The following is an 18546-nucleotide window of genomic DNA, read 5'->3' as shown; positions in this document are numbered from 1 at the left end:
GCGTCCAGAACTCCCGGCCCCGCGCCGGATCTCCTCCGAGGACTCGACCATCATGAACCGTTCTTCTTCTTCCTTCTCGCGGCTCCGCCTCGTCGGCAGCGGCGCACTCGTCGCCGCCGGATCGATCGCGCTCGCTGTCGCCGCGCCCACGGCGGCCAGCGCCCACGTGACCGCGGCGGCGAGCAGCACCGCCGCCGGCTCGTACACGGTGGTGACGTTCTCGCTGGCCCACGGCTGCGAGGGCTCGCCGACGACGGGACTCACGATCACGATGCCCGACGGCATCAACTCGGTCAGCCCGACGATCAACCCGAACTGGGACGTCGTGAAGAACGAGGTCGCGATCGCCGACCCGGTCACCGACTCCCACGGGAACACCGCGACCAAGCGGGTCTCGGACGTGGTCTACACGGCGAAGACGCCCCTCGCCGACGGCTACCGCGACACCGTCGCCCTCCAGCTTCAGCTCCCCGAGGACGCAGCCGGCTCCACGCTGGAGTTCCCCGTGCTGCAGACGTGCGAGACCGGCAGCACCGCCTGGGACCAGCCGACCGTCGACGGCCAGGACGAGCCCGAGCTGCCCGCTCCCACCGTCTCGGTGACCGCGGCGGAAGCGGGGTCCGGCCACGGGGGCGGACATGACGACGACGGCGACGGTGACGACGCGGTCGCGACCACCGCCTCGGCGACGACGGCCACGAGCGGCGACGACCTGCTCGCCCGCATCCTCGGAGTCGGCGGGCTCGTCGTCGGCGCGGTCGGCGTGGCCGTCGGGCTCGCCTCCCGCCGCCGCGGACCCCGGGCGTCGGCGTGACCCGTTGGAAGGCCCTCGTCGCCGCGACGTCGATCGGGCTGCTCGGCTCGATCGCGGTGGCGGCGCCCGCCAGCGCGCACAACTACCTCGTCTCGACGACTCCCGCTGCGGACTCGACCGTGACGGAGCAGCCGGGAACGCTGGTGCTGACGACGAACGACGACCTGCTCGTCCTCGGGACGGACGGAACGGCGGCGGCTCTGCGCGTCGTCGGGCCGGACGGGCTCTACTACGGCGACGGCTGCGTCAGCGTCGTCGGGCCGGAAGCGTCGATGCCGCTCGAGCTCGGCGCGGCGGGGGAGTACGAGGTGACCTGGCAGGTCGTGTCGACCGACGGGCACCCCGTGTCGGGCCAGTACGCGTTCGACTGGGCGCCGGCCGACGGGACCGCGCTCGCCGAGGGGTCGGGCTCGGTCCCGGACTGCAACGGCACCGTCGCGGTCTCAGGAGGACAGGCCGAGTCCGCCGACGAAGCGCAGGCGACGTCCGGATCGGACCCGGCACTCCTCGGGGACGTCCTGTGGATCGGCGGCGCTCTCGCCGCGGTCGCCGCCGCCATCGGAGTGACGCTCCTCGTGCTGCGACGGCGACCCCGCGACTGAGGCTCGTGAGCCTCCTGGGGTGGCGGTCGGTCAGTTCAGGAGGCTCGCGAGGGGCCCTTCACCGAGACCGGTGAGGACGGCCGCCGCGTCCTCGTAGACGGCGACGGCTCCGGCCTCTCGGAGTTCGTGCTCCGAGGTTCCGCCGGAGAGGACTCCGACCGTTGCCAGGCCCGCGCGCTCGGCGGCCAGGACGTCCCAGGTCGCGTCGCCGACCATGACGGCGCGGTCGACGGAGACGCCCGCGCGGTCGAGCGCGATCGAGATCAGGTCGGGTGCTGGCTTGGCGGTGGAGACGTCTGCGCCGCTGGTGACAGCGTGGACGGAGCCGCCGAAGTCGAGGACGTCGAGAAGCACGTCCAGCTCGTTCTGCGGTGCCGAGGTGGCGAGGACGACGTGGACGCCTCGACCGACGAGCGTCGCGATGAGCTCGCGAGCTCCCGGGAGTGGAACGATGCGTGCTGTCGTCTCGGCGTAGTTCTTGGTGTGCAGCGACTTCACCAGTGCGCGCTGCTCCTCCTTCACGTCGTCCTCGAGGAGCATGTCGAGCAGCTCCGACGAGTCTGCGCCGATCGCTCGTTGGATGCGCCAGGCGGGGACGGCGAGGTCGGCCTGCCAGAAGGCGCGCGACCACGCCTCGACGTGGAGGAAGTTCGTGTCGGCGAGGGTCCCGTCGATATCGAAGAGCACCGCCGAGGTCCCCGTCGTCGCGTCTTTCCTGTCCTTCGTTCCTGCCATGTCGCTGCCCCTCTTGTCGCGTCCACGCTACGCGGGCGCGCCGAAGCGCGCCCGCCCCTTGACCTGCCGGTCCACGCCACCCGACCTGCCCCTTGTCACGGCCCGCCGGTCCCGGTCGGATCGTGTCCGCCCTCCGTCCCGTTCCCTGGCTCCCCGGGCCGGGTGACATGCTGCCGTCCCGTCGGGCTCGTCCAGTGCAGCGTGCCGTCAGGCTCCTGCCGGTGGGTCCACCCCGTGGTGTGGCGGAGCCGGTGGTGGTGTCGGCAGAGGTGCGCGAGGTTGTCGGCCGACGTGGTGCCTCCGTGCTGCCAGTCGTTCGTGTGGTCGACGTCCGCGTGGCGGGTGCTGCGTGTGCATCCCGGGAACCGGCAGGTCCCGTCGCGGTGCTGGAGATGGCGACGCAGGTCCGCCGGCACTCGGTAGGAGTCGCGTCCGACGGAGAGGACCGCTCCGCTCTCCGGATGGGTGAGCAGCCGAGTGAAGGAGGGCGCTCCTGCTGCGAGACGTCGCGCGGTCTCCGGGTCGACGGGTCCGTATCCGTCGAGGAGGGCGGGCTGGTCGGACCGCCCGAGGAGGGTCAGTGCCGGCACGGTCACCGCGACTTCGGCGCGCACTCCCGCCGGCATCGACGTGCCGTCTCCGTCGGCCGATGTCTCCCCGTCGACCAGCAGCGCAGCGGCGATGTCCGCGCGGAGCTGGCCCAGCGTCCTCTCCTCGTCCGGCAGATCCGCGAGGGAGCGGGCGGCCCGGTCGATCCTGTCCATCGCGCCGAGCACATCGGGAGCTGCGGTGTAGAGGTGCAGGATCGCCATCCCGTCGTCGAGGCCCTCCACCCAGAGCGCGCGTCGACGGGCGCAGTCCCGATGACGTTCGCTGAGCGTCTGCTGGTGCAGCCGTTCCCGGAGCGACCGGAGGGCGCGTCGCAGCTGGGGCGGCGTGCAGGCGACCGCGATCGTCGCGGCCTCCTCGTCGAAGCGCCCACGGACCTCGGCGGGCACGTCGAGCGCTCCTCGCACCACGAGTCGCGCGTGCTCGGGGGAGAGCGCTCCGTCCGCGAGTGCGCGCAACGTCGCCGGGAGGTCGTTCACCAGCAGGCGCGCCTCGTCGACCAGTGCAGAGGCGTGCGCCTCCGAGACCCGGAGTCCCGTCGCGAGCTCCGCGATCAGCGCCCGGTGCGCCGCCTCCGCCCGATCCACCTGCACCTGGACGTGCTCGCCGACGAGCGCCGCCGGTGCCGCCATCGCGAGGCGGCGTGCCTCCTCGACTGCCCGGTACCGGGATGCCTCGACGGCGGACCGCTCAGCGTGCCGTGAGCCGGCGAGCGCGAGCGCCTCCGTGAGCGCGTCGTCTACTGTCGCCGATTCCTTCATGCCCTGATCTCACCGGACGAAGTCTCGCCGTGGGCCTCGGGACCGCCGTTCCTTCGGACAGCATCGCGAAGAACCGTCTGTGGAGGAGCGTCGCCCCCTTCACACCTTCCGCGGCACCGTGAACACGGTCTCCACTCCCGCCGAGTACAGCACCGAGTCCGGCGCGCGCGTCGCCAGCCCGGGGAAGCCCGCGGCGTCGAGCAGCCCGTCGTCGAGCGCGAGCAGCTCCGCGCGTCGCAGCGGCCACGGCCGGTGCAGGTTGCGGCCGTACCAGGTGGAGCCCAGGTGGCGCTCGTGGTAGGCCCAGCGTGCGGTGAGGAACGAGCCGAGCGGGTCCTCGTCGACCGGCTCGCCCGGGCGGACGACGATCCGGGAGCGGGCGGCCGAGTCCGAGTGTCGGATCGTGTCGTAGATCACCGCGCCGTGGCGGTGCTCGATGCTCATCCGGGCCCAGCGGTAGGGGAGCCCGAACACCGCCTGTGCGGTGAGCACGGGAAGGAGGTGGGAGGCGTCGAGCGAGACGAACACGACTCCGCGTCGTCCCTGCTCGTCGACGGAGTAGAGCCGGACGTTCACCTCGGGGAAGGTGCCGAGCCAGGGCACCCGCGGGCCGCCGAGGAAGGCCGTCCGCGAGAGCCGGAACGGGATCAGGCCCACCCAGGAGGAGCCGTCGTGCTCGTCGGGCCTCGTCCCGGCCGGGAGGTGGGGCGCCACCAGGGCGGGGTCGACCCGCCAGTGCAGGAACGTCGCCTCGGTCCAGCGCTGCTTCAGGATGCGCGGTCCGCCGAGCGCGGGCGCGGAACGGGTGACGGGTTCGACGGAGCTCACGCGCCCATCGTGCTCCGGTGTGCTGCGAGCTCGCCCGTGCAGGCGCGCTCAACGGCGTGCGGCGAGGGCCTTCAGTGTCTCCAGCACCAGGGCCACCGGTGCGGAGGCGGCGGCGGAGTTCCGCACGACGGCCTCGAGGGAGCGGACAGGCCGGGGACGGACGACGGGCACGGCGCGGACGCCGTCCGGCAGGCGGTGGGCCGCGAGCTCCGGCAGGACCGTCACGCCCATGCCCGCGGCGACGAACGCGGCGGCGGTGATGTGGTCGTTCGCCTGGACGTGGAAGGGCGGCGCGAACCCGGCGGCGGCGCAGGCCTCCACGACGTTCCGGCGGCACCAGCCGGTGGGCAGGTCGTTGTCGACCCAGCGCTCGTTCGCGAGCTCGGCGAGGTCGATCTCGCTCCGGGAGGCGAGCGGATGACCGTCGGGCAGGACGACGAGGTAGGGGTCGTCGAGGAGGTGGTGCGCCGTGAATCCGGGGGCGGTCGGCTCGGAGGAGGCGACGAGGAGCTGCACGTCGGGGCGCGCTCCGAGGTCGTCGTCGAGCTCCTCTCCCAGGCGCAGATCGAGGGCGAGGCCGGGGAACGCGGCGGTCAGCCGGCGGGCGACCTCCGGCATCCAGGCGCTGCCGACGGAGGCGAAGTACGTCACCGAGAGGCGGCCGGAGCGGCCCTCGCGCAGCTCCTCCACCACGGCCTCCGCTTCGGCGAGGCGCTCGAGGACGCGGTCCGCCTGGGCGGCGAGGGCGCGTCCGGCTGGGGTCGGGCGGACGCCGCGGCCCACCCGCTCCAGCAGGGTCAGTCCGGTCTCGCGCTGCAGAGCGGAGAGGTGCTGGCTGACGGCGGACGGCGTGTAGCCGAGGCCGGAGGCGGCTCCCGCGATCGAGCCGGAGGCGACGACGGAGCGGAGGATGCGGAGCCGGTGCACGTCGAGCATGGGACGACCGTACAGTCCGGCTGAACGATCCGACAGTGAACGGAACTGGTGCTGAATCCCCGGCAGCGCCACGATGGCCTCATGACCGACGTCTCCTCCTCCGCCCCGCCCTCCACGAGGGACGCCCTCCTGCTGTGGGGCGCGATCGCGGTCACCGTCCTGCTCTGGGCGTCGGCCTTCGTCGGCATCCGCGCCACGACGGAGGACTTCGGCCCGGGCGCGCTGACCCTCGGCCGCATCGTGGTGGGGTCGCTCGCGCTCACGGTGGTGCGCGTCGTCCTCACCGCCCGGAGGCGCCGCTCGGAGGCGGCTCCGGATCCGCGCACCGCGGTCCCGCGCGGGCGCCTCCTCCTGCTCGTGCTGGGCTGGGGGGTCGCCTGGTTCGGGGTCTACAACCTGGCGTTGAACGCTGCGGAGCGGCACGTCGACGCGGGGACGGCGGCCCTGCTGGTGAACATCGCGCCGATGATCACCGCCGTGCTCGCCGGGCTGCTGCTGGGGGAGGGGTTCCCCCGCCGTCTCCTCGCCGGGATGCTCGTGGCGCTGACCGGCGTCGCGGTGATCGCGTTCTCCACCTCCACCGGGCAGTTCGACGTGATCGGTGTCGCCCTCGGCCTGGTCGCCGCCGTCGTCTACGGCAGCGCGGCGACGCTGCAGAAGCGCCTGCTGGGCCGGATCGACGCGCCGACGATGACCTGGCTCGGCTGCCTCGCCGGCACGGTCGCGTGCCTGCCCTTCGCCCCGGAGCTCGTCGAGGCGCTCGCCGCCGCTCCGCTCTCCTCGATCCTGGCCGTGGTCTACCTCGGGATCTTCCCGACGGCCGTCGCCTTCACGACGTGGGGGTACGTCCTCGCGCGCTCCAGCGCGGGTCGCACCGCGGCGTCCACCTACGCGGTGCCCGCGGTGGTGGTGCTGCTGTCCTGGCTCGTCCTGGGCGAGACCCCGCCGCTCGCCGCGCTGCTCGGAGGCGCGCTCGCCCTGGACGGAGTCGCGGTGGCGACGCTGCGGAGGCGCCCGAAGGCGGTCTGACCGGCGGCGGACGCTCCTCCACAGCCGCCCGATCGCGTCGAGTCCTCGGACGGGGCGGCCCGCGGGGGTCCCGCGGGAGGGCCCGGGATATGCTGGGCGGACGTTCATCCCAGTCGGCGCCGAGCGCCAGGAACGGTGAGGATCCCGATGACCGAGGCCCTGCAGCCGCCCGTCCAGAACGCCCTCTCGCTCACGCCTCCGGAGCCGGTGGCAGCGGTGCCGACCACCTCGGCGCCGTCGATCGCGCCGAAGGTGCCCGAAGCCGCCCTGCCCGGCCTCGAGGCGAAGGTCGACGGCTACCTCGACACGCTCCTGGCGACGGAGTCCCGGAGCCCCGAGTTCGCGACGCGGGCCAACGACATCCGCACGATGGGCGACGCCGACATCCGCTCGGCCGCCGACTCGTCGAACCGGCTGCTGAGCACGCCGGTGCGCGCCCTCCAAGAGGGCGGGCTCTCCGAGGGGTCGACCATCGGGAAGACGCTGCTCGAGCTGCGCCGCACGGTGGAGGATCTGGACCCGTCCGAGGACAACCTGCAGAAGAAGATCCTGGGCTTCATCCCGTTCGGCAACAAGATCACCGACTACTTCCGCCGCTACGAGAGCGCCCAGTCGCACCTGAACGCGATCATCCAGGCCCTGTACGACGGGCAGGACGAGCTGCGGAAGGACAACGCGGCCCTGAACCTCGAGAAGCAGAACCTCTGGGAGACGATGACCCGTCTCAACGAATACATCTACGTCGCCGAGCGGCTCGACGTAAAGCTCTCGGCGAAGATCGCCGAGCTCGACGCCACCGACCCGGAGCGGGCGAAGGCGCTGCGCGAGGACGTCCTCTTCTACGCGCGTCAGAAGCACCAGGACCTGCTGACCCAGCTGGCCGTGTCGATCCAGGGCTACCTCGCGATCGACGTCGTCATCAAGAACAACGTCGAGCTGATCAAGGGCGTCGACCGCGCGACGACCACGACCGTCTCGGCGCTGCGGACGGCGGTCATCGTCGCGCAGGCGCTCGCCAACCAGCGCCTCGTGCTCGATCAGATCACGGCGTTGAACACCACGACGTCCAACATGATCGAGGCCACCTCGCGCATGCTCGCCGACCAGTCCGCCTCGATCCAGTCGCAGGCCGCCTCGGCCACGGTCGGGCTGCCGCAGCTGCAGGCCGCGTTCGCGAACATCTACCAGACGATGGACTCGATCTCGGATTTCAAGATCAAGGCGCTCGACAGCATGGCCCAGACCGTCGGAGTCCTCCAGACCGAGACGGCGAAGGCCGGCGAGTACGTCGAGCGGGCCCGCCGCAGCAACTCGGACATCGACGCGACGTCCTCGCTCGATCTCGGCCGCTAGCCGATGGGCTGGTTCTCCCGACTGTTCACGGGTGCCCCCGCGGCGCCGGAGGAGACCGCGCCCGCTCTGCCGAGCGTCCCGACGAGCGAGGACATCCTCGCGGCGCTCGACCGGGTCGGCACGCGGACGGAGGGCCGAGTGCCCGGCATCGTCGCGGCGCGCATCCAGCGGATCGACGAGACGGTCCGCGAGATGGTGCCCCGTCTCGACCGCCTCGGCGGGATGAGCCGTCAGGGCCACACTGTCGTCGCGACCGCGACCAGCTACCTCCCCGAGGCGGTGGAGGGCTACCTCCGCCTGCCGAGGGACTTCGCCGACCGCCGCGCCGTGCACCGGGGGAAGACCTCGCTGATGATCCTCTGCGACCAGCTCGACCTCCTCGGAGGCACGCTCGACCGCATCTCGGACGCCGTCTCGCGGCAGGACGCCTCGGCGCTGATCGCGCACGGGCAGTTCCTGGCCGAGAAGTTCACGGAGTCCTCGCTCTCCCCGAGCGGTCTCGACGCGCCTCCGCAGCCGGGAGCGCCGTCCGGATCCGGCTCGCTGACCCCGCCGAGCGCCTCGTGACCGCGCTCGCCCCAGCGCTGGACGCCCTCGTGCTCGCGGGGACGGCCGCCGGCCTCGACGCCGCGGCCGTCCGCGACGAGGGTGCGCGGCTGGCCGCCGCCGTCGCCGAGTCGATCCGCGGCGCCGGGCAGGACTGGCTCGCCGCGACCGGCGCGACGGGCGGTCTGGAGGCGTTCTTCACCGCCGCCTCGAGCGGCCGGCGCTGGCGGTCGGGACCGACCGATCAGCTGGCCGCCCTGGTCGGCGCGGGCTCGCACCATGCCTCGGCCTACGCCCGCGCCCTGACCGAGGTCGTCTCGGCGGCCAGCGCTCTCGGCGACCCGGGCATCGGCGGCATCGCCTCCGCCTCCGCGACCGCCGCGGCCCAGCTCTCCGCCGTCCCGGGCGCCCGGGGCGCCGCTCCGACGACGAGCGGGGAAATAGCGCACACGACCGGCCGGACAGCCGCGGGCGCCGACCTGCCGACCGGTCTGCCCGCCGGCGTGCCCGGGGTCGACGAGATCCTCGAGCGCCTCCGCCGGACCGAGCACGACGGTCCGCAGGACGAGCCGGCGCCCGCCGCCGCTCCCGCCGCGGAGCCCGCCTCCGAGCCGGAGCCGCTCGACCCGCCGGAGTCCATCGACGACCTGCTCGCCGAGCTCGACGCGCTGATCGGCCTCGACCGGGTGAAGAGCGAGATCAAGCGGCAGACGCAGCTGCTCCGGATCGACACCCTGCGCCAGGCCGCCGGACTCAGCACGCCCACGCTCACCCGCCACCTCGTCTTCACGGGGAACCCCGGCACGGGCAAGACGACGGTGGCGCGGCTGGTCTCGCGGATCTACCGCTCGCTCGGCATCCTCTCGAAGGGCGTGCTCGTCGAGGTCGACCGATCGGAGCTGGTGGCCGGCTACCTCGGGCAGACCGCGACGAAGACCGCGGAGGTGATCGCCTCCGCGCGCGGCGGCGTCCTCTTCATCGACGAGGCCTACGCGCTCGCGCTCGACCAGTACGGCGCGGAAGCGGTCACCACCCTCGTGAAGGACATGGAGGACCACCGCGGCGACCTCGTCGTGATCGTCGCCGGCTACTCCGGGCCGATGCAGGGCTTCCTCGACACGAACCCGGGTCTCGCCAGCCGCTTCTCGACCACTATCGACTTCGCCGACTACTCCGACGACGAGCTCTCGGCGATCTTCGGCCGCCTCGCATCTTCCGCGGACTTCGAGCCGACGGAGGAGGCGCTCGCCGCGTTCGCGGGCCTCGCCTCGGCGCAGCAGCGCACGGAGGCGTTCGGCAACGGGCGCTGGGTCCGCAACGTCCTCGACGCGGCGATCGCCCGGCACGCCTGGCGCCTCCGCGACGTGGAGGAGCCGACGCTCGACGAGCTGCGCATCCTGCTCCCCGAGGACGTGGTGGAGAGCCCCGAAGCCTCGAGCAGCCCGGACGGAGCCGGCGACGACGACGAGGGCTCGGTCGAGGGCTCGGAGGAGGCCCTCGGGCAGGCGGACGCCGCCCCGAGCGGCACGGCCGCCCCCGTCACCGACGACCCCGAGGAGGAGAGCCGTTGAGCACCGCACCCGCCGCGCCGCCCGCGCAGAGGATCCCCGAGCCGCCCCTCGTCCAGGTCGCCAACCGGCCGGCGCAGCGGAAGCCGTCGCTGCTGGCCCGCGCGACCGCGACCACTCCGGCCACCCTGCGCCTCCTGCTCGCCCTGACGGCGCTGGCGGCCGTGCTGTTCGGCGTGTTCGCGCAGCAGGCAGGAGCGATGCAGGCGCGCGCCGCGACGACGGCCCGGGAGCAGTCGGCGCAGCTGCTCGGCGTGCAGAACGTCCGCACGCTGCTGGTGGACGCCAACGCGATCGCGGCCAACACCTTCCTCGTCGGCGGACTGGAGCCGACCGAGCTGCGGGCGTCGTACGTCTCGAGCCTCACCGGGGCCGCCTCCGCGATCGCCGGGCTCTCGGCCGCCGACTCGGCGGACACCCGGGCCCTCGCCCGGGTCGCCAGCAGCATCACGACCTACAGCGGGCTGATCGAGCAGGCGCGAGCCAACAACCGGCAGGGCTTCCCCGTCGCCTCGGCGTACCTCGACCAGGCGTCGACTGCCCTCTCGGGAGACGGCGGCATCCTCGAGGACCTCGACGGGCTCGTCGACTCCGGTGCCGACCGGGTCGCGGCCGCCTACGACGCCGTCCGCTGGAGCGTCCTGCTCATGATCGGCTCGCTCGTGATGCTGGTCCTCCTCCTGGCGGCGCAGCTCTGGCTCGCCCGCCGTACGCACCGCTACCTCAACCGCCCGCTCGCCACGGGGACCGCCCTCCTGCTGGTCGTCGGCGTCGGCGGGGCGCTCGCCTACGGATCGGTCGCGGCGGACGCGGGGACGGCGCGGGTCGAGTCCTACCGCGAGGCGCTCACCGTGTCGAACGCGCTCATCGCCGCGAGCGACGCCAAGTCGCTCGAGAGCTTCACGCTGATCAAGCGCGGCTCCGGCGCCGCCCTCGAGGAGCGCTACACCCAGGCCGTCGACTCCGCCCGGGAGAAGCTCTCGGGCGACCTGCAGGACGAGCTGGCGAGGACGCGGCTCGTCGACGAGTTCGGGCAGTGGCAGTCGTTCCACGAGGAGATCCGGGAGGCGGACGACGCCGGGAACTGGGACCAGGCCGTCCGCGTCGCCACGATCACCGGGAACGGCACGCCGAACGACCTCTTCACCACCTTCTCCGACGACGCCCGCGACGTGGTGCAGGAGAAGGCACTGGCCGCCGCCACCACGCTCGATCGAGGCGCGGAGTTCGCGACCCTCGTCTCGTGGATCCTGCTGGCGGCCGGTCTCGCCGGAGCCGTGTTCGCCTGGCGCGGCATCGCCCAGCGACTGGAGGAGTACCGATGAACCGCCTGCGCGCCGCCGCCCTCGCCCTGGCCGCCGCCGCGGCACTCGCCCTCACCGGCTGCACGACGGGGGCGGACGACCTCGGCACGCCCCTCGCCGCGGCGACCCCGACTCCGACGGCGAGCGCGTCCGCTCCCGCGGCTCCGGCCGCGGCGGACTGCTCGCCCTCGGCGGTCACCTCCTACGCGCCGACCGGTGTGACCGACAGCACCAGGCTCGCGGAGATCCGCGGGCGCGGGAACCTGCGCGTCGGCGTCTCGGCCGACACCCTCCTGATGAGCGCCCGCAACCCGATCACGGGGGCGATCGAGGGCTTCGACGTCGACATCGCCCGCGAGGTCGCCCGGGCGATCCTCGGCAGCGACTCCATCGACTACGTCGTGATCACCTCCGCTCAGCGCCTCCCCGCGCTCACCGGCGGCGACGGCGCCCCGCAGGTCGACATGGTCGCCCGCACCCTCACGATGACGTGCGACCGCTGGAGCTCGATCGCCTTCTCATCCGAGTACTACGACGCCGGCCTCAAGGTGCTCGTCTCCGACGACCCCGACGGAGTCCCGATCACGGGCATCGGCGACCTCGACGGCGAGAGGGTCTGCGCGCCCAGCGGCACCACGACGCTCAGCCGCCTGCAGAACGACTACCCGGAGGTCGAGGCCGTCGAGGCCGCCACGCACTCGCAGTGCCTCGCCCTCTTCCAGGCAGGAGAGGTCGACGCCATCGCGGGCGACGACACGATCCTCGCGGGCTTCGTGGCGCAGGACCCGTACGCGAAGGTCGTCGGCGACGCCCTGAGCTCGGAGCCCTACGGCCTCGGCCTGCCCGCCGACGACCCCGACTTCGTGCGCTTCGTCAACGCCTCGCTCGAGAGCATCCGCAGCGACGGCCGCTGGCAGAGCATCTACGAGCGCTGGCTCGGGGTCCTCGGCGAGGCCTCGCCGCCGGCCCCGGTGTACGGCCGATGAGCACCGGTCTCGCGGAGGGGACCCCCGTCGCTCCGGGCCGGCTGGGGGAGGCCGCGCCGCAGCGCGAGCTCTTCGAGTACCTCGCCGCTCTCACCCGCTGGCTCCAGCGGACCACGCGCGAGCTCTCGCGGCTGGACGCCGCCGCGTTGGCGTCGCCGCAGGCCGAGAACTACACGGCCGACGTGGTGCTCGCCCAGTCGCTCCGCGAGTCGGTCACCAGGCGCCTCGCCGAGCTCGAGGCGGTCTGGGACTCCGGCCGCGTCGACGTCGTGGCGCGTGAGCGGATGTCGCAGCTGATCTGGGGCCGTCTCGACGCCTCCGGGAGCGGCGCGGTCTCGCTGGTGGAGGCGGTGCGCCTCTGCGACGCGGTCGTCGGCCAGCTGCGCTCCCGGCTCGAGCTCGACCCCAGCGGCACCGACGTCGCCGGGCGGATCGTGGGGGTGCGCGCCGAGATCGAGCGCTGCCGCGACCTCACCCGTGACGGCGGCGGCACGGTCGACCGCGAGCGGGCGGAGCGGGTCGCCGTGCTGCGCTCCCGCCTCGACGCGCTCGCCGAGCGGGCGGGCCGGGGAGCCGACGTGTCGGGGCCGCTCGGCCAGCTCGAGAGCGACTCCGCCCGGCTCGAGCGCGACCTGATCATCGCCGCGTCCGAGCGGCGCGGACTCGAGCGCGACCGCCGTCGGGCGCGCGAGCTGGCGGAGGCGGCCGAGCGCCGCGAGGCGCCGCTGCGCGAGCTCGTGGCCCGCTGCCGCCGCGAGATCGCCGACCCGCCACGGCTGGCCGTGCCCGACGTCTCCCGGCTGGGCGATCCTCCGTCCGACCGCGAGGCGCTCGACGCGCATATCGCCCGCCTCACCGCCGTCGGCCGCGCGTTCGACGCGGTCGAGGCCGCCTACACCTCGCCGCTGCGCGAACGGGCCGCCCTCGGCTTCCGCCTCCGGGCGCTGCGGGAGCGGGCCGAGGGCAACGGCCGCGCTGCCACCGCCGTCGGCGTCGCGGCCGAGGAGGAGGTGCGCGCCGCCCTCGACGCGGTGCCCTGCTCCGTCCCGCTCGCCCGTCACCTGGTCGAGCAGTACGACGTCGTCACCCGCGACCTCCCGCACCCCGACCCCGCGCACCACCGGAAGGCCACCCCATGAACGGCGCCCCCTGCACCGCGACTTCCGGCTGCACCGGGACGATCGAGGACGGCTACTGCAACGTCTGCGGCCTCCCGCCCGAGGAGGGCGCCGCCGCCTCCGCGCCGACCGCCCGCCGCGCCGCTCCGGCCTCCCCGCCGGCCACCGCCTCCGCCGCCTTCGGCACCGGCTTCGTCGAGGGCACCCCCGGCGCCACGGCACCCGGCCCCGCGGAGGAGTCGGCCACCGCGCGCAGCACGCGCACCTCCTCCGCCCGCCTCGCCACCGCCGCCCTCGGCTCCGCCCGCACGGCGCAGACCGGCTCGAAGGTCACCCGCCGCGTCGGCACCACCTCGACCCGACTGCGCGGCCCGAGGCTCGGCGCCGGGCTCACCACCGTCCCGTCCCGCCCGGCCGCCGATCCGATGGCCGCTCTGATGACCGAGGCGGTCCTCCCCGAGCGCAAGCGCTTCTGCTCGCACTGCGGCACCGCCGTCGGCCGCGGGCGCGACGGTCGGCCCGGTCGCACCGAGGGGTTCTGCCCCAACTGCCGCACGCCGTTCTCGTTCACCCCGCAGCTGGTGAAGGGCGACGTCGTCGGCGGCCAGTACGAGGTCGTCGGCTGCCTGGCCTACGGCGGCCTCGGCTGGATCTACCTCGCGCGCGACCGGAACGTCTCGGGGCGCTGGGTGGTGCTCAAGGGCCTGCTCAACTCCGGCGACCCCGACGCGTACGCCGCGGCCGTCACCGAGCGCCGGTTCCTGGCCGAGGTCGAGCACCCGCTGATCGTCGAGATCTACAACTTCGTCCTGCACGACGGCGCCGGCTACATCGTGATGGAGTACGTCGGCGGGCCGAGCCTCAAGCAGATCCTGAAGGAGCGGCTGGACGCCAACGGCGGCGCCGCGGATCCGCTGCCGGTGGACCAGGCGCTCGCCTTCGTGCTCGAGGTCATGCCCGCCTTCGCCTACCTGCACGACCACGGCCTGCTCTACTGCGACTTCAAGCCGGACAACATGATCCAGGTGGGCGACCAGGTCAAGCTGATCGACCTCGGCGGAGTGCGCCGGATCGACGACGAGGACTCCGCCATCTACGGCACCGTCGGCTACCAGGCTCCGGAGGTCGCCGACCTCGGTCCCTCGGTCGCCTCCGACGTCTACACGATCGGCCGAACGCTGGCCTCGCTGGTGCTCGACTTCCGCGGCAACCAGACGACCTTCGTCGCCTCGCTGCCGCCGGTGTCCGAGACACCGCTGTTCCAGCGGTACGACTCCTTCTACCGCCTGATCGCGAAGGCGTGCGCTCCCGACCCGCAGGACCGCTTCGCCACGGTGGACGAGATGCGCGGCCAGCTGCTCGGGGTGCTGCGCGAGGTCGTCGCGACCGACCGCGGTCCCGGACACCCCGCGCTGCACTCGACGGAGTCGGCCCTGTTCGAGGCGCCCGTGGCCGACGTGGTCGACCGCGTCCCGCCGTGGGACGCGCTGCCGGCGCTCCGCCGCGACGAGTCCGATCCCGCCCGGTCGTGGCTCGCGGGCGTGAACGTCGCCGACCCGATCGTGCGCCTGCGCGCTCTCGCGCTCGCGCCCACCGTGACGGTCGAGGTGCGGCTCGCCCGCGCCCGGGCGGCGATCGAGGCGCAGCGCTGGGAGGAGGCGGCCCGTGCGACGGGCGAGATCCTCACTGAGGACCCGTGGGAGTGGCGGGCGGTCTGGATGAGCGGCCTCGCCCAGCTCGCGCGCGGCGACGACATCGGGGCCCGCGCCTCCTTCAACACCGTCTACGGGCAGGTCCCCGGCGAGCTCGCCCCGAAGCTCGCGCTCGCCGCGGCGTGCGAGGCGAGCGGTGAGCCCGAGGTCGCCGAGTCCCTCTACGTGATCTGCGCCCGCGCCGACGCGAACTACACGGCACCCGCCGCCTTCGGTCTCGCCCGGGTGCGGCAGCTGCGCTCCGACCTCGACGGGGCACTCGACGCGCTCGACATCGTCGCGCCCACGCGCTCCTCCTACTCCGACGCGCGCCGCCGCCGGGCGGAGCTGCTGGCGGAGTCGGGCCGCGGGCTGCCCGCGCTCTCGGCCGCCCTCGCGAGCGTCGACTCCGTGTCGATCGACCAGCGGACCCGCCTCGAGCTCACGACCCAGGTCCTCGCCTCCGCCCTCGAGCTGGTGCGGCGCGACGGCCCGGCCGAGGGAGCGACCCTCGGCGGAGTCGAGGCGAACGAGGCCGCCATCCGCGACGGCCTCGAGGCCTCCTACCGCGCGCTCGCCGCCTCCACTCGCGAGCGCGACGAGCACCTGCGCCTCGTCGACCGGGCCAACGAGGTCCGACGCTGGACGCTGACATGAGCGGCGCGCTGTCGACTCCCTGCCCGAACTGCGGCGAGCCGGTCACGACGGGCGACGCGTTCTGCGAGGCCTGCGGGACGCCGCTGATCGTCGCGGCCACCCCCTCCGCTCCGCCCGTCGCCGTCGGAGGATCCGCCGCCTGCGTCTACTGCGGGGGAGCGGTCGCCGAGGACGGCTACTGCGAGCAGTGCGGACGCCCCGCTCCGACCGAGCGCGAGCACTGGGCAGAAGCGCCGCACCCGCTGGTCGGCGGCGTCTGCGACCGCGGGCTCCGGCACCCGGCTAACGAGGACGCGATGGCGCTCGGGGCGACCACCGGTGCCGACGGCTCTCTGAGGACGGCGCTGCTCGTGGTCTGCGACGGGGTCTCCTCGACCCCCGACTCCGACAAGGCGTCGCTCGCCGCGGCCCGTGCGGCACTCAGCGCGCTGCAGGCCGAGGTCGGCGGGGAGAGCGCGGGAGCGGACCGCTGGCGCGCGCTGCTGCAGATGGCCACCGCGCGCGCCTCCGGAGCGATCGACGCGGCCGTGCCCGAGAAGCGGTCGAATCCGCCCTCGTGCACCTTCACCGCGGCGGTGCTGGACGGCGCGCTGCTCGTCACGGGCAACGTGGGCGACAGCCGCAGCTACTGGATGCCGGACGCGGGCGAGCCGCGGCAGCTCACGGTCGACGACTCGTGGGCGCAGGAGCAGATCGCCTCGGGAGTGCCGCGGGAGCAGGCCGAGACGGCGCCCGACGCTCACGCCATCACCCGCTGGCTCGGCGCCGACGCGCACGACGAGGAGCCGCGGGTCGCCTCCGAGGAGCTGACCGAGCCGGGCTGGGTGCTGGTCTGCTCCGACGGGCTGTGGAACTACGCGTCCGCCGCCGAGGACCTCGCGCGCGTGCTGCGCGAGGCGCAGGAGCGGGTGGGCGCGGATCCGGTCACGCTCGCGGAGGCGCTGGTCGCCTGGGCGAACGAGCGCGGCGGGCACGACAACATCACGGCGGCGCTGGCGCGGTTCGACCCGGCGGGTGCGGCGGAGGCAGCGGCTGCAGCGTCCGCTGCCGAGGTGCGCGGTGAGGAGACCGGCACAGCCGAGCAGGGTGCCGCCGACTCCGGTGCCGGTCCCGATGGTGCGGAGCCGGACGCTGCCGAGCCGGACGCCGCCGAGCCGGACGCTGCCGACGCCGGTTCTGCCGACCTCGGCGCTGCGGATCCCGGCGCTGCGGATCCCGGCGCTGCGGGCCCGAGCGCGGCCGACCCCGGCGCTGCGGGCCCGAGCGCGGCCGACCCCGGCGCTGCCGGCCCGAGCGCGGCCGACCCCGCCGCCTCGAGCCCCGACCCGGCCACCCCTTCGCCCGACGCCGACGCCGACGCCTCCCGTCCCACCGACTGAGCGCGCCGATCCGTCCAGACCACCCCTCCACCGCTGGACGGATCGGCACCCCCGCGGCCGTGGTCACGCCCCTACAGTCGTCGCCATGAGCATCGCCGAGCCCGCCACCGCCCTGTCCGTCGTCGGCCACTGGATCGACGGGGCTCCCTCGGCCTCCTCGTCCGGCCGCACCGCTCCCGTCTACGACCCGGCGCTGGGAGTCGCGACCAAGGAGGTCGCGCTCGCCGACTCCGCCGAGGTGGACGCCGCCGTCGCCTCCGCGAAGGCCGCCTTCCCCGCCTGGCGCGACACGTCGCTCGCGAAGCGGCAGCAGATCGTCTTCCGCTTCCGCGAGCTGCTCGAGGCGAAGAAGCAGGAGCTCGCCGAGCTGATCACGTCGGAGCACGGCAAGGTCGTCTCGGACGCGCTCGGCGAGATCACCCGCGGCCAGGAGGTCGTGGAGTTCGCGACGGGCCTCGCGCACCACCTCAAGGGCGAGTACTCCGAGCAGGTCTCCACGGGTGTCGACGTCTACTCGACCAAGCAGCCGCTGGGCGTGGTCGGGATCATCTCCCCCTTCAACTTCCCCGCGATGGTGCCGATGTGGTTCTTCCCCATCGCCATCGCCGCCGGCAACACCGTCGTGGTGAAGCCCTCCGAGAAGGACCCGTCCCCGGCGATCTGGCTCGGCGCCCTCTGGAAGGAGGCCGGTCTCCCCGACGGCGTCTACACGGTGCTCAACGGCGACAAGCAGGCCGTCGACGGGCTGCTCGAGCACCCCGACGTGCGCTCGATCTCGTTCGTCGGCTCGACCCCGATCGCGCAGTACGTCTACGAGACGGGCACCCGCCACGGCAAGCGCGTCCAGGCCCTCGGTGGGGCGAAGAACCACATGCTGGTGCTCCCCGACGCGGACCTGGACCTCGTCGCCGATTCCGCCATCAACGCCGGCTTCGGCTCGGCGGGTGAGCGGTGCATGGCGATCTCGGTCGTCGTCGCGGTCGAGCCCGTCGCCGACGAGCTCATCACGAAGATCCAGGACCGTGCCGCGAAGCTGCGCATCGGCGACGGCCGCCGTGGCTGCGACATGGGCCCGCTGATCACCGAGGCGCACCGCGACAAGGTGGCCTCCTACATCGCGATCGCGGAGGAGGACGGCGCGGAGGTCGTCATCGACGGCCGCGGCATCGAGGTGGACGGCGACGCGAACGGGTTCTGGCTCGGCCCGACCCTGCTCGACAAGGTCCCCACGACCTCCCGCGCGTACACGGAGGAGATCTTCGGACCGGTGCTCTCCATCGTCCGCGTCGCCTCCTACGAGGAGGGCGTCGCACTGATCAACAACGGCGCGTTCGGCAACGGCACGGCCATCTTCACCAACGACGGAGGAGCGGCACGCCGCTTCCAGAACGAGGTCGAGGTCGGCATGATCGGCATCAACGTCCCCATCCCCGTCCCCGTCGCCACGTTCTCCTTCGGCGGCTGGAAAGCGTCCCTCTTCGGCGACACCAAGGCCCACGGAGCCGAAGGCGTCCGCTTCTTCACCCAGCAGAAGGCCATCACCAGCCGCTGGCTCGACCCCTCCCACGGCGGCATCAACCTCGGGTTCCCGCAGAATTCCTAGGCTCTCTCCTCCTGGCGTCGTCGATCG

General features: G+C 73.7%; 16 protein-coding genes. 12 read left to right on the top strand and 4 right to left on the bottom strand.

Annotated features, from left to right (window positions below):
• Positions 1–52 precede the first annotated feature (52 nt).
• Positions 53–814, top strand: coding sequence for a YcnI family protein (locus C5C27_RS05715; protein WP_104313860.1), 762 nt, complete (start codon positions 53–55; stop codon positions 812–814).
• Entirely contained in the window at positions 811–1416 is a 606-nt protein-coding gene (locus C5C27_RS05710) for a copper resistance CopC family protein (RefSeq protein WP_104313859.1), read from the top strand. Before C5C27_RS05715 ends, C5C27_RS05710 begins: the two co-directional genes overlap by 4 nt.
• A gap of 30 nt (positions 1417–1446) precedes the next feature.
• Here the strand turns inward: C5C27_RS05710 and C5C27_RS05705 are convergent, their stop codons facing one another.
• The 4 genes from C5C27_RS05705 to C5C27_RS05690 all read right to left on the bottom strand — a co-directional run bounded on the left by C5C27_RS05705 (position 1447) and on the right by C5C27_RS05690 (position 5285).
• The gene (locus C5C27_RS05705; protein WP_104313858.1) at positions 1447–2151 is read right to left on the bottom strand and encodes an HAD family hydrolase; all 705 of its coding nucleotides are present in this window, start codon (positions 2149–2151) and stop codon (positions 1447–1449) included.
• Positions 2152–2246: 95 nt separating this feature from the next.
• On the bottom strand, positions 2247–3521 hold the full coding sequence (locus C5C27_RS05700) for an HNH endonuclease signature motif containing protein (RefSeq protein ID WP_104313857.1): 1275 nt from the start codon (positions 3519–3521) through the stop codon (positions 2247–2249).
• Between the two features lie 99 nt (positions 3522–3620).
• Entirely contained in the window at positions 3621–4349 is a 729-nt protein-coding gene (locus C5C27_RS05695) for a YqjF family protein (RefSeq protein WP_104246884.1), read from the bottom strand.
• 48 nt (positions 4350–4397) lie between these two features.
• Entirely contained in the window at positions 4398–5285 is an 888-nt protein-coding gene (locus tag C5C27_RS05690) for a LysR family transcriptional regulator (protein ID WP_104313856.1), read from the bottom strand.
• An 81-nt stretch (positions 5286–5366) separates the two neighbouring features.
• Here C5C27_RS05690 and C5C27_RS05685 point away from each other — a divergent pair, with 81 nt between their 5' ends.
• The 10 genes from C5C27_RS05685 to C5C27_RS05640 all read left to right on the top strand — a co-directional run bounded on the left by C5C27_RS05685 (position 5367) and on the right by C5C27_RS05640 (position 18519).
• On the top strand, positions 5367–6314 hold the full coding sequence (locus C5C27_RS05685) for a DMT family transporter (RefSeq protein WP_104313855.1): 948 nt from the start codon (positions 5367–5369) through the stop codon (positions 6312–6314).
• Between the two features lie 147 nt (positions 6315–6461).
• Positions 6462–7667: a toxic anion resistance protein gene (locus tag C5C27_RS05680; RefSeq protein ID WP_104223833.1), complete on the top strand. Its 1206-nt coding sequence runs from the start codon at positions 6462–6464 to the stop codon at positions 7665–7667.
• A gap of 3 nt (positions 7668–7670) precedes the next feature.
• A complete protein-coding gene (locus tag C5C27_RS05675) occupies positions 7671–8234 on the top strand; it encodes a hypothetical protein (protein ID WP_104223834.1) in 564 nt (187 codons plus the stop codon).
• The gene (locus C5C27_RS05670; protein ID WP_104313854.1) at positions 8231–9784 is read left to right on the top strand and encodes an AAA family ATPase; all 1554 of its coding nucleotides are present in this window, start codon (positions 8231–8233) and stop codon (positions 9782–9784) included. The genes C5C27_RS05675 and C5C27_RS05670 overlap by 4 nt, the downstream gene beginning before the upstream one ends.
• On the top strand, positions 9781–11106 hold the full coding sequence (locus tag C5C27_RS05665) for a hypothetical protein (protein WP_104226187.1): 1326 nt from the start codon (positions 9781–9783) through the stop codon (positions 11104–11106). The genes C5C27_RS05670 and C5C27_RS05665 overlap by 4 nt, the downstream gene beginning before the upstream one ends.
• Complete coding sequence (locus C5C27_RS05660) at positions 11103–12071, top strand: glutamate ABC transporter substrate-binding protein (protein ID WP_104313853.1); 969 nt, start codon at positions 11103–11105, stop codon at positions 12069–12071. The genes C5C27_RS05665 and C5C27_RS05660 overlap by 4 nt, the downstream gene beginning before the upstream one ends.
• Entirely contained in the window at positions 12068–13210 is a 1143-nt protein-coding gene (locus C5C27_RS05655) for a hypothetical protein (RefSeq protein ID WP_104313852.1), read from the top strand. The genes C5C27_RS05660 and C5C27_RS05655 overlap by 4 nt, the downstream gene beginning before the upstream one ends.
• Positions 13207–15537, top strand: a complete 2331-nt coding sequence (locus C5C27_RS05650; RefSeq protein WP_104313851.1) for a serine/threonine-protein kinase — start codon at positions 13207–13209, stop codon at positions 15535–15537. The genes C5C27_RS05655 and C5C27_RS05650 overlap by 4 nt, the downstream gene beginning before the upstream one ends.
• Complete coding sequence (locus tag C5C27_RS05645; protein ID WP_104313850.1) at positions 15534–16916, top strand: PP2C family serine/threonine-protein phosphatase; 1383 nt, start codon at positions 15534–15536, stop codon at positions 16914–16916. The genes C5C27_RS05650 and C5C27_RS05645 overlap by 4 nt, the downstream gene beginning before the upstream one ends.
• Before the next feature lie 85 nt (positions 16917–17001).
• Positions 17002–18519, top strand: a complete 1518-nt coding sequence (locus C5C27_RS05640; protein ID WP_104313849.1) for a CoA-acylating methylmalonate-semialdehyde dehydrogenase — start codon at positions 17002–17004, stop codon at positions 18517–18519.
• The last annotated feature ends 27 nt before the right edge of the window (positions 18520–18546 follow it).

The organism is Rathayibacter sp. AY2B7 (genome assembly GCF_002931635.1).
Taxonomy (GTDB): domain Bacteria; phylum Actinomycetota; class Actinomycetes; order Actinomycetales; family Microbacteriaceae; genus Rathayibacter.
The sequence above is the reverse complement of the archived record's forward strand: the minus strand, read 5'-3'. Positions and strand labels throughout refer to the sequence as shown.

What these genes read in the sequence shown, in the direction of transcription:
- C5C27_RS05715 (WP_104313860.1), top strand. Translation starts at nt 53, where the DNA reads ATGAACCGTTCTTCTTCTTCCTTCTCGCGGCTCCGCCTCGTCGGCAGC.
- C5C27_RS05705 (WP_104313858.1), bottom strand. Translation starts at nt 2,151, where the DNA reads ATGGCAGGAACGAAGGACAGGAAAGACGCGACGACGGGGACCTCGGCG.
- C5C27_RS05700 (WP_104313857.1), bottom strand. Translation starts at nt 3,521, where the DNA reads ATGAAGGAATCGGCGACAGTAGACGACGCGCTCACGGAGGCGCTCGCG.
- C5C27_RS05690 (WP_104313856.1), bottom strand. Translation starts at nt 5,285, where the DNA reads ATGCTCGACGTGCACCGGCTCCGCATCCTCCGCTCCGTCGTCGCCTCC.
- C5C27_RS05685 (WP_104313855.1), top strand. Translation starts at nt 5,367, where the DNA reads ATGACCGACGTCTCCTCCTCCGCCCCGCCCTCCACGAGGGACGCCCTC.
- C5C27_RS05680 (WP_104223833.1), top strand. Translation starts at nt 6,462, where the DNA reads ATGACCGAGGCCCTGCAGCCGCCCGTCCAGAACGCCCTCTCGCTCACG.
- C5C27_RS05675 (WP_104223834.1), top strand. Translation starts at nt 7,671, where the DNA reads ATGGGCTGGTTCTCCCGACTGTTCACGGGTGCCCCCGCGGCGCCGGAG.
- C5C27_RS05660 (WP_104313853.1), top strand. Translation starts at nt 11,103, where the DNA reads ATGAACCGCCTGCGCGCCGCCGCCCTCGCCCTGGCCGCCGCCGCGGCA.
- C5C27_RS05655 (WP_104313852.1), top strand. Translation starts at nt 12,068, where the DNA reads ATGAGCACCGGTCTCGCGGAGGGGACCCCCGTCGCTCCGGGCCGGCTG.
- C5C27_RS05650 (WP_104313851.1), top strand. Translation starts at nt 13,207, where the DNA reads ATGAACGGCGCCCCCTGCACCGCGACTTCCGGCTGCACCGGGACGATC.
- C5C27_RS05645 (WP_104313850.1), top strand. Translation starts at nt 15,534, where the DNA reads ATGAGCGGCGCGCTGTCGACTCCCTGCCCGAACTGCGGCGAGCCGGTC.
- C5C27_RS05640 (WP_104313849.1), top strand. Translation starts at nt 17,002, where the DNA reads ATGAGCATCGCCGAGCCCGCCACCGCCCTGTCCGTCGTCGGCCACTGG.